Consider the following 13446-nt stretch of genomic DNA (forward strand, 5'->3'; position numbering starts at 1 on the left):
ACACCCTTTTTCCCTGAATCCTCTCAGCCAATCAATACCTTTTTCCCCTCAAAGGCAAATCCATACTTCCGTATCCTATCCGCCGGGATTCCCTTTTCTTCCAGGGTACTGGCGTACCGCTTTTCCTCAATCTGCTGCAGAGCTGCTGCCACGGTATCCTTTAATGTCACCTCATCCTCAGGGTCATGTACCTTGAACTCCAGAATGATTGCATTATCTTCTTTCGGGTTTCCTGGCTCCAGCATCACATCATATCGCCCAAAACCGCTTTCTCTGTTGGAGGTAATGATATATCTCCCTTGCAGATCCACCATCAGCCCCAGCACGAAACCGTGGTAAAATCGCTCCGGCTCCGCTTTCTCCGATGGCTTATTCCCCGAATCAAAGTAACTGAATGTGGCAAGCGCTATTCGGTTCATATAATTGTTCATCGCCTTTCTATCACCCAACAGCAAGGCCTTAACAAAGACATTATAATCGGAAGTATACTCCGCGAACCAACCATCAATCATACGCTCAAACATCATCTGTACTTCCCAGTTTGTCAGCCGAAGTTCGTAATCTGCGTTTCCACGTTCATCGAACATGACACTCTCACCTTTCAGATAACCACTGGCCAGAAACAAGCTCCAGATGGCATTTGTATTGTGCGCAAGCTGACTGAATATGATCTGTTCATCAATCATCGCATGAAAGGATTTCCCCTGCAGCAAATCTTCCATGATTATCTTCACTTCCGGGTCTCCCTCCCGAATCAGCTTCCCTACCAGACCGTTGGAACTGGTATTCGCCCAATATGTGGTAAATTTCCCTGTATCCAGAAAATTCAGGATAGACCACGGATTATAAATGTCTTTGTATTCACCGAAGATGAAGCCGTCATACCAGTGCTTCACCTGCTCTTTCTTCTCTGAAAGTCCGTATTCTTCCAATGCTGCAGCTACCTCCTCCTCGGTAAAGCCAAAGGAAGCAGCATATTCATCCGAAGTAGAGGTCACTACTTTCAGATTATTCAAATCAGAAAAAACAGATTCTTTACTAATTCTGGTAATCCCCGTCATAATACCTCGTTCCAGCCAGGGATTCGTCTTAAATGTGGAATTGAACAGACTCCTGACGAATGCCACGATTTCATCCCAGAACCCGCCTACATAGGCTTCCTGCATGGGCGTATCATATTCATCCAGGAGAATGATGACTTTCTTTCCATAATAACGGTACAGATAATCCGACATCTGGTACAGTGCGGAGGTGGCATCGGAATTGCTGACCTCCAACTCCAATATCCTGTCAAAATAAGCCCTGTCCGCATCTGTCAGCTCCTCACACTCTCTCAGAAAAGAATATTTGATATACAGATTCCTTAAAATTTCGCACAGTTTTGCACGGGTATCTGGATAGTTCACTTCCTTTACCCTGGCAAAGGACAGGCTGATTACAGGATAAGTTCCCTGGAGTTCTCTATACCGCTCATCTCTCCAGACAGAAAGCCCTTCAAACAGTTCACCTCGACCTGCATATTCCACTGAAAAGAACTGCTCCAGCATGCTCATGTTCAGAGTCTTACCAAAGCGTCGGGGACGTGTTATCAGCGTCACATCATCTTTGCGCTCCCACCATTCGCGTATGAAATCCGTCTTGTCCACATAAAAGCAGTCATTCGTGATGACCTTCCCAAAATCCTGTATCCCGATTCCTACTGTCCTTGCCATAAGCACCTCTTTTTTGTATGTCTTCTGCCGCATTGCAGAAATACATTCACGCTCTGCCGTCTGCTTTTAGTATAACGGATTATAAGCGACATTACAATAACAATGTTCGCTTCCCTTATCAATAAAATGTAACTGTAAAAGTTCTACAGCTGCCTTTCGGAGAAATTTATAGAATAACCCTGCAACTCTGTTAAAAGAAACTATGACAAAATTTTACAATATAAGCTTCGTTCTTTTGGGAGAATACCCTTATCCCTCCAAAGAAGACTATCCGGATTAACTTCAGTCCACCGCACACTTATTAACGTGAAAGCGAACATTCTTGTCTTCTGTCCGCTTTTCCTGTTCTCAGTTCAAACTCTATCCAATTTTTTCCGTCTACTGACTTATTCCCACATGTAATATCACAATTCCATTCCTCGCAAAGACACCAAATACGATATAATCCTAATCCATGTCCCCTTCCCTTTGTACTCTTTTCCACTTGAAACCAGGATTCCATTTCATCATAGTTTACATAAGAAAAAGAATTTGCAATTATAAAATAATAATTCTCCTCATCTTCTAAAAAATGAAATTGTACAACCTTGTCATCCTCTTTGCCCTGTACTGCTTGAGACGCATTATCTAATAGAATTCCCGTCATTTCAACCAAATGATGTGGCGGAACAACGCTTTCTTCAAGCTTACCTTTAATAGAAAATCTCACTTCGATACCTTTCTCTTCTATTTCGCAGAACTTCTCATGCAAAAATCCAACCAGAACGACATCACCCAAAATCAATAAACTGGTAAATTTATTTTCCTGTACCAACCTGTCACAGTATTTCGCCTGAGCTTTCATAAGTTTGTCATATGATTTATATGTATAATGTGTCGCAAGAATTGCCGCCAAATGATTTTTGTACTCATGTTGACGCAATCTGATTGTTTTTATCAATTCTTCATACGGTTGCTGCATGCTTTTGGTAACTTGCAATTCATCTTCTATATCACTTTTTCAACAGCCAAAATAATGCTTTCCTTGCGAAATTTTAAAATCTTCGTCCCATTACCTGTTCCCGGAAAAGCCAATGCTTCCTCAATCACTTCCTTTAATCCGTCCTCATCAAAAGGCTTCTCGACAAAACTATAGCAATGCAGCTTCTCATATGTAACCAGCTTTTCATCCTGTAGAGCAGTAACAATAATCACCGGCGTGAATCCATAACACTTAAGTCGCCTTATATCTTCAACAAAATTTAGACCAGAAGTATCACCTGGTCTATGGCGTCCCTGTAAATCAAATCGGAAACGCGGCTGCTTTTGTGAACACCCCTGTTCACCGGCAAAATATGGAAGAACCGTACACATCTTTACCGATGACAATCCAAGGTTATTTAACATACCGCCAGGGGACTCTAAAGCATGGGAAAAGGAATATGACAGAAGAACTTCTGTGGAGCGCTCCAACAAGCGGGAGAAAGAGGACTGTAAATTAGAAGACGGCAGGCACTGCTCGACTAAAATGTGGTACTGCCGCCTCTACGGCATCAAGATGCTGCAGCATCTTGATGCCTGGGAAATGCCATCGACTGAGGCATTTCAAGAATCATTATTAGGATTCACCGCCTAATAATGATATATTAAGCGATTCCATGAGATTTTTCAAGGCATAGTACCCGCTATGTCCAATGTTTATGTCCATTTTTCTCAAAATTCTTTTCCTGCATGATATTCAGTTGTCAATTTTCGGTTGGTATCTCGTTCATTGAGATTCCGAGAAGTTATTCTGTCCTACCTTCATTTTATTTCTCTTCCAAATTGTCCTATGACAGCCCTGATTGTTCTTCTTTTCCAATGTATTCCCAAAAAACTGTCTGATATCATTTTGTCCTCAAATTACTTTTCCCATTCACTACCTCTCCATCTATAATCCCATGTTGCACCTTCTAAACGCGTCCCAGGCATAAAATATTTTACCACCAAAACCATCAGTAAAATCTCTTGCCTCCCCATATTGAATTCATTCTCTTTTTCATGTATAATCTACCCATAGAAAGAAACACTTTCCTACAGACCTTAATAATGAGAGGAGGATTTCCCATGAGCACTTTAGACGCAACTGTATCCATGCTCGAAGCAATGCCGGAGGACGCAAGAATCAAGGTCATGGAATTCACCCAAAGGCTGTTCACATCCAGAAAACCCGCAAACCCATTTGTCCCGATCGGCCAGGAACAAATTCTTTCCGACCTTGCCGAATCACGCCAGCAAATTTCCGACGGTAAAGGTCTTGACATGGAAGACGCATTGAACAGGATAGGAAAACAGCATGGATTCATTTGAAGTAATCATCTCGCCAAAAGCACTGTCCCAGCTGAACAACTATATCGACTACCTGCAGTACACTCTGTTGAATGACCAGGCAGCCTACAACGTATGGCAGGATGCCCTGGAAACACGAGAGCATCTTTCGAAAGTCGCCTCCAGCCTGAAATTTTGTACCCATCCTCAGCTGAAAAAACAGGAATATCGCATCGTCCATTTTATGCGGCACCGCTACCTCATGCTTTACCGGATAGAAGGCACAACTGTTTATGTGGATGCAATATACCACCAACTCCAGGATTATGAAAATACTTTTGCTGATGAATTAGGCCAACAATAGAATCCATGCTCCCCGGTCCTCTATTCGCTATCCACAAAATAACTCTCCGGCTTATGGCTTCTGATAAAAATCCCCACATCCTCTATATTATCCGTGACCGGCATATCCGGCAAAGCCGCCAGAATATCGTTCTTATACCGCTCACTGGCCCGGCAGTCCAGGATAGAGAACACACAGGTATCTGTCTCCCTGCGGATCCCCCGTCCAATCCATTGACGCAGTTTCATCAGCATACTCGGAACGATGCTTTCCTTTTCGTGGGGCTGATGTTAAATTAGTGTGGAGTCCAGCGGAAATTGATGTTAAATTAGTGCCAGGTTGTTTTCAGCCAAAATCTGTCAATCTCACTTCTTTGTTCCAATTTCAAGCCACGCCTACTATACTGCAAACTTCCCTGGCTTAGCCAATCAGCACTTTTTTCCCTTCAAAAGCAAAGCCATATTTCCGGATTTTGTCTATCGGAATTCCTTTCTCTTCCAACGTGTAGGCGTAACGCTTTTCCTCAATCTGCTTCAAGGCGGCAGCTACGGTATCCTCCAGGCTGTGCTCCTCCTCCGGGTCATGCACCTTGAACTCAAAGACGAACGCATCATCAGCCTTGTTCCTTGGCTCCAGCATGACATCATATCGTCCGAATCCGCTCTCTCTGTTCGATGTAATATTATATCTGTCTGCCAGGTCAACCATCAGCCCCAGCACGAAGCCATGGTAGAACCTCTCCGGCTCCGAAGCCTCCGAGGGCCTGTTCCCCGAATCAAAACAGCTGAAAGTGGCAAGGGCCGTCCTGTTCACATAGATGTTCATCGCCTTTTTGTCACCCAGCAACAAGGCCTTGACAAAGGCATTATAATCCGGTGAAGTGCTATAATAAAGTTGTAACGGGAGTGGCTTATGAGATATAATCAAAAACACAAGGAAAGAGGTACTCATTATGTCACAAAACTACACTCCCGAATTCAAAAAGAAGATTGTGCGCCTCCACGAAGAAGATGGACGCACCTATAAAAGCATCACCGCGGAGTATGGCGTATCCAAAGCCAGCATCTCCAAGTGGTGCAGCGAATTTAGCAAAGAATGCCAGACAAGCCCTGAAACAAAAGCAGAATACGATAACATGAAAGAACTGCTGAAGCTCAAGCGTGAAAACGAAGAGCTCCGCAAGGAGAATCTTTTCTTAAAAAAAGCAGCGGCATTCTTTGCAAAGGAAATCGATTAGAGGCTTATCGATTTATTGACCAGCACCATAAGGGATTCGGCGTCCGCTGGCTGCTGAGGCGGCTGGCAATCTGCCCGAATGCCTACTATAACTACCGAAAGCATCGGAAGGCAGATTATTATGCCCAAAAAGCGGAGATTCAGGATCAGATCCGCAGCATCTACCACAGCCATAATGGAGTGGATGGCTACCGCAGCATGACCGTCTATTTAAAGCGTGCAGGGTACAGCTACAGCGCAGCGACCATCCATAAATATATGAATACGCAGATGGGTCTGCGCTCCATCGTCCGCCCCAAAAAGCTGGGGACAAAGCCGGGAAAGCCCCATAAAGTATTCGGGAACAAACTGGATCAGGACTTCCATGCGGACAAGCCGAACCAGAAATGGTGCACGGATTTCACATATCTGTTCCTGAAAAATGGGGATGTGCGCTACAACTGTACCATCATAGACCTCCATGACAGGAGCGTAGTGGCAAGCATAACGGACCGCCATATCACCAGCGGACTTGCGGTTCGCACGCTGCAGAAAGCATTGGACGCCCAACGTCCGGCAAACGACAGCCTGATCCTGCACAGTGACCAGAGAAGCCAGTATACGTCAAAAGATTTCACAGAGTTCTGCGAATCTGCCCATGTGGCCCAGAGCATGAGCAGGGCCGGATATCCATACGACAACGCGCCGATGGAGAGGTACTTCAACACCCTGAAGAACGAATGTACAAATCTGTACGAATTTCGGACGGAGGAAGAATTGTACCAGACCGTGGAGGAATTCGCCTATGTCACCTACAACCATGTGCGCCCGCACAGCTATAACGGCTACCGCACACCATACCAGGCGCGGACAGCAGCATAAGGAGCGGCGGGAGCAGGCCTGCTGATTGGATTGCCTGACTACCCCAAATCGGAGGTGGCAGGTTTTGTCAATGGCATGGCCGCGCAGCGGTGCGAAGCACCATTGATAAAAGCTGACAGATCCGATAGCATCCGGGCAACAATCCAATAAATCTTTTAGCCACAAGCGTTACAAAAAAGCTTGACCACTACAAATCAAGCTCTTCTGCAATTTTTCTTATAGTTTTTGCCGAATTGTGAAGTTTCTCCATTTCCTTTTCATTCAAAGAAATAGGAACATGGGTTTCGATTCCGTCTGCCCCTATAATAGCGGGCATACTAAGGGCAATTTCTTTAATCCCATAATTTCCATGCATGATAGAAGATACCGGAAGAATAGATTTTTCATCCCTTACAACGCATTCACAGATACGTTTAACCGACATAGCAATTCCATAATAAGTAGCCTGCTTTTTAGAAATAATATCATAAGCGCTGTTTTTTACATCTTCCGCAATCTCCCGCATTGCTTCCTCATGGTTGAAATGTCCACGCATCTCACAAAAATCATTCAATGGAATACCAGATATATTCGTGCTGCTCCATGCTGCAATCTCACTATCCCCATGTTCGCCAATGATAAAGGAATGAATGCTACGGCTGTCTACCCCTAAATGTTTACTAAGCGCATATTTTAGCCTTGCGGTATCAAGAACCGTTCCGGAACCAATTACTCTTTTTTCAGGAAACCCGCTCAGCTTTACAGCAGCATAAGTAAGAATATCAACCGGATTTGATACAATCAGCAATATTCCTTTAAAATTGCGCTTTGCAATTTCAGGAATGATGCTTTTGTAGATAGCAACATTTTTATGTACTAAATCGAGCCTTGTTTCATTCGGCTTCTGGTTTGCCCCGGCAGTCACAATGACAATAGAAGCATCCATCAGGTCATCATAGCCTCCTGCATAAATCTTCATCTGTCCGGCAAACGGAACGCCATGCGAAATGTCCTTTGCTTCTCCGTCTGCTTTATCATAATTTGCATCAAGAAGCACCATTTCAGTGAACAGCCTGCTCTGCATCAGTGTAAATGCTGTTGCAGCGCCTACAAATCCACAGCCGATGACTGCTGCTTTTCTTGGGTTAATTGTTTTTATCATCTCTATTCCTCCCATTCAATAGCGGAAACAGGACAGGAACGAACGGCATCCTGTACCATGCTTTCGTTTTCCGGTGCAGAGTCCTGATACCCCTCCGCCTTATCATCGTCATTCATACGGAATACATCAGGTGCCATCCCAACACACAGCCCGCATCCAATACAAGCATTCTGATCTACATTCACCCTCATGCCGCATCCCCCTTTCGCTAAAATACAACAACCAGCAACATTTTAAACTGCTCTTTACCCAAGACCGCATGAGGGTGTTTTGCGGGCATTACGATAGATTCTCCCTCATGCAGTTCATACTTTTTGTCATCAATCGTAATCTCGCCAACGCCATCCAAACAAATCACAAAGGCATCACCACTGGATTCATGGCTGCTGATTTCTTCTCCCTTGTCAAAAGAAAACAATGTGACACTCAGCGCATTATTTTGTGCTAAAGTCCTGCTTACAACCTGATTGCTTTGGTAAGCAACCTGTTCTTTTAAAACTAAAATTTCTGCCTTGTCTATATTTTTTATTTTTTCCATACTGTTCGTTTGCTCCTTCCCTCAGCCTGATTTTTTACCACCCGTTCAAGATGTTTCTGTTTTCACCTCAAACCCATGTTTCTCAAAAGTTTCAAAAACTTTGTCCATAGGAATATTTTTTATGGCAGCTCCATTTGGTATCGTCATTACCTTACCCATTACAGCTAAAGACATAGGCTTTATAATTTCCTTAAACCCTGCTTCTGCCAATACCTCTTTTATTTCAGGATTTTCACTTACCAGCTCTGAAACTGTTTTTGTGAAATCAACAACTTTACCCATTCGCCTGTTTCCTTTTTTCTAACCATGTAATATATTTCTCCTGTATGCCGTCCTGTTCCGCTTTTTTCTCAAACGCTCTTGTCTGTTCATCAATCTGCGCTTTGCATTCCTCTGACAGTGTTCGTAATGCATAAGTGTAGCAGACGGTATCTTCTTTCTCAATGTGACGCTGCAATAAATCCACATAACCCGATGCATGGGTGACGATATCCAGCTTTCCTTCTGTAGTCGGAACACTGGCATACTGCTTAACTGCGTTCTCCAATTCCCCGATATGGAATCTTCCGAAGTCATGTTCCACCAGCATTCCATTGCGCACCAGTTTTTCTGCAACAGGATCGGAATTATTAAGCATAAACCGAAACAATATCTGTTCTTCCTTTCCATGATGATGCTTGTCTGCATAAGTTCTTGCAAAATCAATACACTCCAGGAACTCCTGAACATCAATGTCTGCCCCCTCAATCACAGCACAGCAGGTTCTCCTTAAATGCTTAGTCAGTGCTACGATATTCTCATGTTCTTTCATCAGTAAATCAATTCCATACATTATTTATCCCTCCTTAATCAATGTGAATGTCTGATTTCCTAAATATTTGTAGGAAAAACCGCTGCCCTCCAAAATACCTGCGACCAGCCTCTCCTTCAGGTCATAATAATGACTGACATCTCCTTGTAATGCTTCCCAATATGGCAAATGTATATCCACAGTCTGTTTCCATACTACTGCCTCCTGACTTATGGAAACCACAGTATTAACCCTGTCACAAGGCATTCCGTTCAATAGCAGATTATCCAAATGCCTATAAACTTCTTCTGCGCTTGTTTTCCCCGACAGTTTCCTGCTCCGTCCATACTCATATGCAGCATTCGCAATATCTGGCATACATTCAGAATGGGCATCCATCGTTGAGATGACCAGAAAAGCAAGGCGGTTTTCAGCGGCAGCGATTTTATCCTGTAACCAGCCATGTATATTACTGTTATCAATCATATTTTCAAGACTGCCTTTCTCCACCGCCCCATACTTTTGTTCCATTTCGGAAAGAATGCCATCATCATACCCGTTTTTGCTTATCATATCTGATAATCTTTCAACCAGCCCATTTTGGAACTCTATTTTTCCGTATAGCCAGTGATGAATCGAACCTAAAAATGCGCTCATTGCACTCCTCCTATGAATTCAGCTTTTTCAAGAGTTCATCGGCATCCAGCCCATGCACCATGCAGGCATCCGCAAGGCTCTCCATCTGTGAGGACGGGCACCCTAAACAGTGCATCCCCATCTTCATCAACACCTCTGCCGCCTCCGGTTTGGTTCTTAAAATTTCTCCAAGTAACATTTCCTTTGTGATTGCCATATTATTTTCCTCCTATCTTTCTTTCCTGTTACAACACTTGCACTTCCTGATTTTTTTCGCCAAACTTTTCTTTTATCTCGGTGCAGATTTCTTCCCTGCTTATACCTCTTTTTTCTTGCGTCTTAATCAGCTTATACGCTTGAAAAAGCGGTGAAGGTCCAATTTCCGAGCTGAAAAATCCGATACCCTGATTCCATGCCAAAAGTTCAAACACATCATCCAGCGCTGCGGATTCAAGACCATAAATATATGCCTTTACCAGTTCCCGCACAGCCTGCCTCATTCTTCCAGCGCCAACTGCATTTGTCAGGGAAAGGAGCAGACGCATTTCATAGGGGAGAGTGCGCTTCTCACTCTGCCATGTTGCCTGCCAAAAATCCGCCGCGATACGCCCTAAGTCCTCATCAATCATAGGATAATTCAGCAATGCAAGCGGACGGTATGGTGCAGAGCCTTCCGGCTCTTTTTCCTCTGTCCGGTAAAACCAGACATGAAACTCATTTTCTGCCAGCTTCTCTGTATGATGTATATACCCCAGCATATCCATCTCCTTATATAGCGGGTAAGGTTCAAAAGCCTGTATGACCTCAATTCCCTCCCCGGCTTTTAGCGTCATGGCACGTCTTTGTAAGCCGGGAAAGAAATTTCCCTGCACATGGCGTACATCCACTTTGAAGAAGTCTTTCTTTTTATCCTTCCATTCCTCGTACTTTATCATGATATCCTCCTTTATTTATTTTCTTGCTTTGGTGATTACATTATAGTAAAATAAGCAGAGCAAGTATGTTTGAATTCAAACAAAGAGGTGAGATTTTGGAAAAATTTTTAAACGTATTAAAAAAATGCCCGCTGTTTGCAGGATTATCCGATGACGAGATTTTAACCTCGCTAAAGTGTATCGGAGCAAAAGTCAGAAAAAACGCCAAAAATCAATACATCCTTCAGGCAGGAGATTGTACGGACTGTATCAGCCTGCTTGCGTCTGGGACTGCTTTAGTCATTCAGGAAGATTTATGGGGAAACCGGAACGTTATGACAAATCTTATGCCGGGCGACTACTTTGCCGAACCCTTTGCCGCCATTCCTGATGCAATTCTCAGCGTCAGTGTTGTTGCGACAGAAAATTGTGAAATTGTGGAAATAAATATGAACCGCCTGATTACCATGTGTTCCGCTGCCTGCAGCCATCATAACCGCCTGATTAAAAACCTGATTACAGCTTTTGCCCAAAAGACACTGTTGTTTAACGAGAAGATAACGCACATGAGCAAGCGAAAAACACGTGATAAGCTGCTTTCCTATTTATCTGCTGAAGCAGCCAGACAAGGATCACTTTCTTTTGACATTCCCTTTGACCGCCAGCAGCTTGCCGACTTCCTCTGTGTAGAACGTGCAGCAATGTCTGTAGAATTATCAAAGCTGCAAAAAGAAGGGCTTCTGAAAACCTTTCATTCTCATTTTGAATTAAGTCCAAATGCTACAAATTAAAACAGGTCAATCTATACATAGCAGATTGACCTGTTTACAAAATACATATTTGTTATCAAATCAGCGGTTGCCTTCTGCAATCCCATAAACGGATTGCAGAAGCATTTTTCCTGATGATGTCTTAAAAACACAATCTATAACATTTCTGATATTGGCTTCCTGATATCCGGATTCGTCAGCATTAACCAAATAATCAGCTTCCAGCAAAATCTGGTAATCAATCCCGTCAACCTCCTGAAAAGTATGATGATGTGCGACCAAAAAGATGATACGGTTCACCATCTCGTTCGACAGCCCTGTACCCTTCAGGAATTCTTCAGCTAATACAGCGCCTTCTTTTTCCTGAAGTTTTCCATTTGTATTTCCGTATTTTTCCCGGCACAAAGGACACGCAATATCATGTATAATAGCCGCAATTTCTATTATTCTCTGTTCATCATCCGCTACTTTCTCACACTCTGCAATCGTTTTTGCATAGGCATACACTTTCATAAAATGATTGATATCATGAAGATTTCCTTTTGAATACTTTACCATTTTAACCATGATTTCTGAAACAGTCATATCATTTCCTCCTGTTATCTATACATCGTCTATAACCAATAGTCCACAAACTTACCAGTCACATCGTACAATTAAAAGCCAACCTTATGGCGAATCGTCATCCAAAACATCAATCCGTTCTATTTTAAAGACATTTAATGTGTCCACATCAGGGCAGGCAAAAACCGCTGTCCCCTTCTCCTGTCCGGGTATTTCGCCGCCGTATCTTAAAATATCAATATATGGAAATGCAACATGCATAGCCATAGGACAGAGTTTTCCACGCTCTGTATCAAAATCAAAACTATCACCTATTTTGTGACCCCTATGACATCCTTTCGTGCCTTTTTGATCAATCAATGTGATCTGGATTCCAGGTTTTTTCATATTTTAAGCACCTCCAACTCCTTCTCAATCGGTATTCCCTTATATATATCTGTATTGTTTCTATTGTTTTCAATCAGGCTGCTCACAGTGTCCATGGCTTTTTTTGTACTGTCATACAGGCTGTTTCCCTCCATCAGTTTTCCCAATAAAACGGAAGAAAAAATATCGCCCGTACCCGGAAACCTGACCGGAATGTTATAAAAAGGAATTGTAAATCTTTGTTTCGTTTTATGATCGAAGCCTGCAACCACATCTTTGCCATCCTGCTGAATGCTTGTGATGATTACCGATTTTGCGCCCATATTACCAAGCCTTTGAATCATTTCATCTACCTCCGAGATTGTTGCAGATTCATGATACTCCACTCCTGTAAGTCTGGCCGCTTCAGTATAATTTGGTACAATATAATCGGCTACTCCTACCAGTTTCTTCATATGTGCAACCGTTTGCTCTGTAACTCCATTGTACAGGGTTCCTTCATCTCCCATAATTGGATCAACAAATATCAGGGTTCCTTTCATGCTTTCCTTTCGACAAAATTCTTCTATGATTTTTACCTGCTCCTCTGAAACAATAAAGCCTGTCGCTATCACATCAAAGCAGAATCCCAATTCCTCCCATACTTTAATAGTGTTCTTCATATAATCTGTTGTTTCAAGAATATCGAATTTGCCATAATCCAACGTATTTGATACTAACGCAGTGGGAAGATTATATATTTGGTACCCCATATATGACATCAATGGAAGCATGACCGATAATGCCACCTTTCCATATCCTGCCAGATCATTTATCAACAATACTTGCTTGCCCATTTTCATCATGCCTTTCAGTTAATTCAATTCATCTATAATGAAATAATTATATACAGGGAGCAGGTTTTCGTCAAGATTTGTGTATACAAGCACCAATATATACATTAAATATCCGCCACACTCCGGAATTTTATGGATTTCTGTTACGTGACTGCTTTTATTGACTTTACCCATTTCACTCAATCCGAAATTCTTATCCCCTGTTCTGCAACTCCCGTAAATGTCTAAGCTGAGCTTCGCTTAATGTTCTCGGTTTCCCAATCCTGACAAGATTTTTGGGTAAAACATAGGTCTTACTTACTTCCGTCCATGACTTTAACCTTATTACTATAAATGAGCAAATATTGAAATTTGCACAAAACTACCCTACCAATTTCAAAACAGCTTCAAGTGACGCACCATTTTTTATGAACTGGTGCAGATTACCGATTCGCTCTATTTTGACTTGATCTT

19 protein-coding genes and 1 pseudogene are annotated in these 13446 nt (G+C 42.8%); 4 read left to right on the forward strand and 16 right to left on the reverse strand.

Annotation, left to right across the window (positions count from 1 at the left end; all coding sequences use genetic code 11):
* Nucleotides 1-23: 23 nt before the first annotated feature.
* The 3 genes from NSB25_RS22535 to NSB25_RS22545 form a co-directional block, all read right to left on the reverse strand.
* Nucleotides 24-1712 carry an AAA family ATPase gene (locus tag NSB25_RS22535; RefSeq protein WP_103241730.1) on the reverse strand — a complete coding sequence of 563 codons (1689 nt, stop codon included), beginning with the start codon at nt 1710-1712 and terminating at the stop codon, nt 24-26.
* Nucleotides 1713-2013: 301 nt separating this feature from the next.
* Nucleotides 2014-2691 carry a sensor histidine kinase gene (locus NSB25_RS22540; RefSeq protein ID WP_146040161.1) on the reverse strand — a complete coding sequence of 226 codons (678 nt, stop codon included), beginning with the start codon at nt 2689-2691 and terminating at the stop codon, nt 2014-2016.
* Between the two features lie 8 nt (nt 2692-2699).
* Nucleotides 2700-3098 (reverse strand): response regulator, encoded by a 399-nt coding sequence (locus NSB25_RS22545; RefSeq protein ID WP_146040160.1) that lies wholly within the window; start codon nt 3096-3098, stop codon nt 2700-2702.
* A 699-nt stretch (nt 3099-3797) separates the two neighbouring features.
* Between NSB25_RS22545 and NSB25_RS22550 the strand changes: the two genes are divergently transcribed.
* Together NSB25_RS22550 and NSB25_RS22555 are read left to right on the forward strand one after the other, a co-directional pair.
* Nucleotides 3798-4040 (forward strand): hypothetical protein, encoded by a 243-nt coding sequence (locus NSB25_RS22550; RefSeq protein WP_103241705.1) that lies wholly within the window; start codon nt 3798-3800, stop codon nt 4038-4040.
* Nucleotides 4027-4362, forward strand: coding sequence for a type II toxin-antitoxin system RelE/ParE family toxin (locus tag NSB25_RS22555; RefSeq protein WP_103241704.1), 336 nt, complete (start codon nt 4027-4029; stop codon nt 4360-4362). Before NSB25_RS22550 ends, NSB25_RS22555 begins: the two co-directional genes overlap by 14 nt.
* A 20-nt stretch (nt 4363-4382) precedes the next feature.
* Here the strand turns inward: NSB25_RS22555 and NSB25_RS22560 are convergent, their stop codons facing one another.
* Both NSB25_RS22560 and NSB25_RS22565 read right to left on the reverse strand, forming a co-directional pair.
* Nucleotides 4383-4595, reverse strand: coding sequence for a helicase C-terminal domain-containing protein (locus tag NSB25_RS22560; protein WP_103241703.1), 213 nt, complete (start codon nt 4593-4595; stop codon nt 4383-4385).
* Between the two features lie 166 nt (nt 4596-4761).
* Nucleotides 4762-5211: pseudogene (locus NSB25_RS22565) on the reverse strand (PD-(D/E)XK nuclease domain-containing protein); the annotation flags it as partial.
* A gap of 82 nt (nt 5212-5293) precedes the next feature.
* On the opposite strand from NSB25_RS22565, the gene NSB25_RS22570 reads away from it, so the two are divergent.
* A protein-coding gene (locus NSB25_RS22570) for an IS3 family transposase (protein WP_103241701.1) occupies nt 5294-6438 on the forward strand; the annotation gives its coding sequence in 2 pieces (ribosomal slippage) (nt 5294-5531 and nt 5531-6438; 1146 coding nt in all).
* A gap of 187 nt (nt 6439-6625) precedes the next feature.
* Here NSB25_RS22570 and NSB25_RS22575 read toward each other — a convergent pair.
* Genes NSB25_RS22575 through NSB25_RS22610 form a run of 8 tightly spaced genes read right to left on the reverse strand, consistent with a single transcriptional unit; the run spans nt 6626 to nt 10478 of the window.
* Nucleotides 6626-7579 carry an L-lactate dehydrogenase gene (locus NSB25_RS22575; RefSeq protein ID WP_103241700.1) on the reverse strand — a complete coding sequence of 318 codons (954 nt, stop codon included), beginning with the start codon at nt 7577-7579 and terminating at the stop codon, nt 6626-6628.
* 2 nt (nt 7580-7581) lie between these two features.
* The gene (locus tag NSB25_RS22580) at nt 7582-7770 is read right to left on the reverse strand and encodes a ferredoxin (RefSeq protein ID WP_004070526.1); all 189 of its coding nucleotides are present in this window, start codon (nt 7768-7770) and stop codon (nt 7582-7584) included.
* Between the two features lie 17 nt (nt 7771-7787).
* Nucleotides 7788-8117: a cupin domain-containing protein gene (locus NSB25_RS22585; protein WP_004070528.1), complete on the reverse strand. Its 330-nt coding sequence runs from the start codon at nt 8115-8117 to the stop codon at nt 7788-7790.
* A 45-nt stretch (nt 8118-8162) separates the two neighbouring features.
* Nucleotides 8163-8399 carry a DUF1858 domain-containing protein gene (locus NSB25_RS22590; protein ID WP_004070531.1) on the reverse strand — a complete coding sequence of 79 codons (237 nt, stop codon included), beginning with the start codon at nt 8397-8399 and terminating at the stop codon, nt 8163-8165.
* Nucleotides 8392-8949 (reverse strand): hemerythrin domain-containing protein, encoded by a 558-nt coding sequence (locus tag NSB25_RS22595; protein ID WP_103241699.1) that lies wholly within the window; start codon nt 8947-8949, stop codon nt 8392-8394. Before NSB25_RS22595 ends, NSB25_RS22590 begins: the two co-directional genes overlap by 8 nt.
* A gap of 3 nt (nt 8950-8952) precedes the next feature.
* Complete coding sequence (locus tag NSB25_RS22600; protein WP_016306797.1) at nt 8953-9564, reverse strand: hypothetical protein; 612 nt, start codon at nt 9562-9564, stop codon at nt 8953-8955.
* Between the two features lie 10 nt (nt 9565-9574).
* Nucleotides 9575-9760 carry a DUF1858 domain-containing protein gene (locus tag NSB25_RS22605; protein ID WP_103241698.1) on the reverse strand — a complete coding sequence of 62 codons (186 nt, stop codon included), beginning with the start codon at nt 9758-9760 and terminating at the stop codon, nt 9575-9577.
* 28 nt (nt 9761-9788) lie between these two features.
* The gene (locus tag NSB25_RS22610; protein ID WP_103241697.1) at nt 9789-10478 is read right to left on the reverse strand and encodes a DUF2249 domain-containing protein; all 690 of its coding nucleotides are present in this window, start codon (nt 10476-10478) and stop codon (nt 9789-9791) included.
* A gap of 65 nt (nt 10479-10543) precedes the next feature.
* Here NSB25_RS22610 and NSB25_RS22615 point away from each other — a divergent pair, with 65 nt between their 5' ends.
* Nucleotides 10544-11248, forward strand: coding sequence for a Crp/Fnr family transcriptional regulator (locus NSB25_RS22615; protein WP_103241696.1), 705 nt, complete (start codon nt 10544-10546; stop codon nt 11246-11248).
* 60 nt (nt 11249-11308) lie between these two features.
* On the opposite strand, the gene NSB25_RS22620 is transcribed toward NSB25_RS22615, so the two are convergent.
* The 3 genes from NSB25_RS22620 to NSB25_RS22630 form a co-directional block, all read right to left on the reverse strand.
* Nucleotides 11309-11812: an HD domain-containing protein gene (locus tag NSB25_RS22620; RefSeq protein ID WP_004070544.1), complete on the reverse strand. Its 504-nt coding sequence runs from the start codon at nt 11810-11812 to the stop codon at nt 11309-11311.
* 84 nt (nt 11813-11896) lie between these two features.
* Nucleotides 11897-12178, reverse strand: a complete 282-nt coding sequence (locus tag NSB25_RS22625; protein WP_004070545.1) for a TIGR04076 family protein — start codon at nt 12176-12178, stop codon at nt 11897-11899.
* The gene (locus NSB25_RS22630; protein ID WP_004070546.1) at nt 12175-12993 is read right to left on the reverse strand and encodes a pyridoxamine kinase; all 819 of its coding nucleotides are present in this window, start codon (nt 12991-12993) and stop codon (nt 12175-12177) included. The genes NSB25_RS22625 and NSB25_RS22630 overlap by 4 nt, the downstream gene beginning before the upstream one ends.
* Between the last annotated feature and the right edge of the window lie 453 nt (nt 12994-13446).

Source organism: Acetatifactor muris, assembly GCF_024623325.1.
Taxonomy (GTDB): Bacteria; Bacillota; Clostridia; order Lachnospirales; family Lachnospiraceae; genus Acetatifactor; species Acetatifactor muris.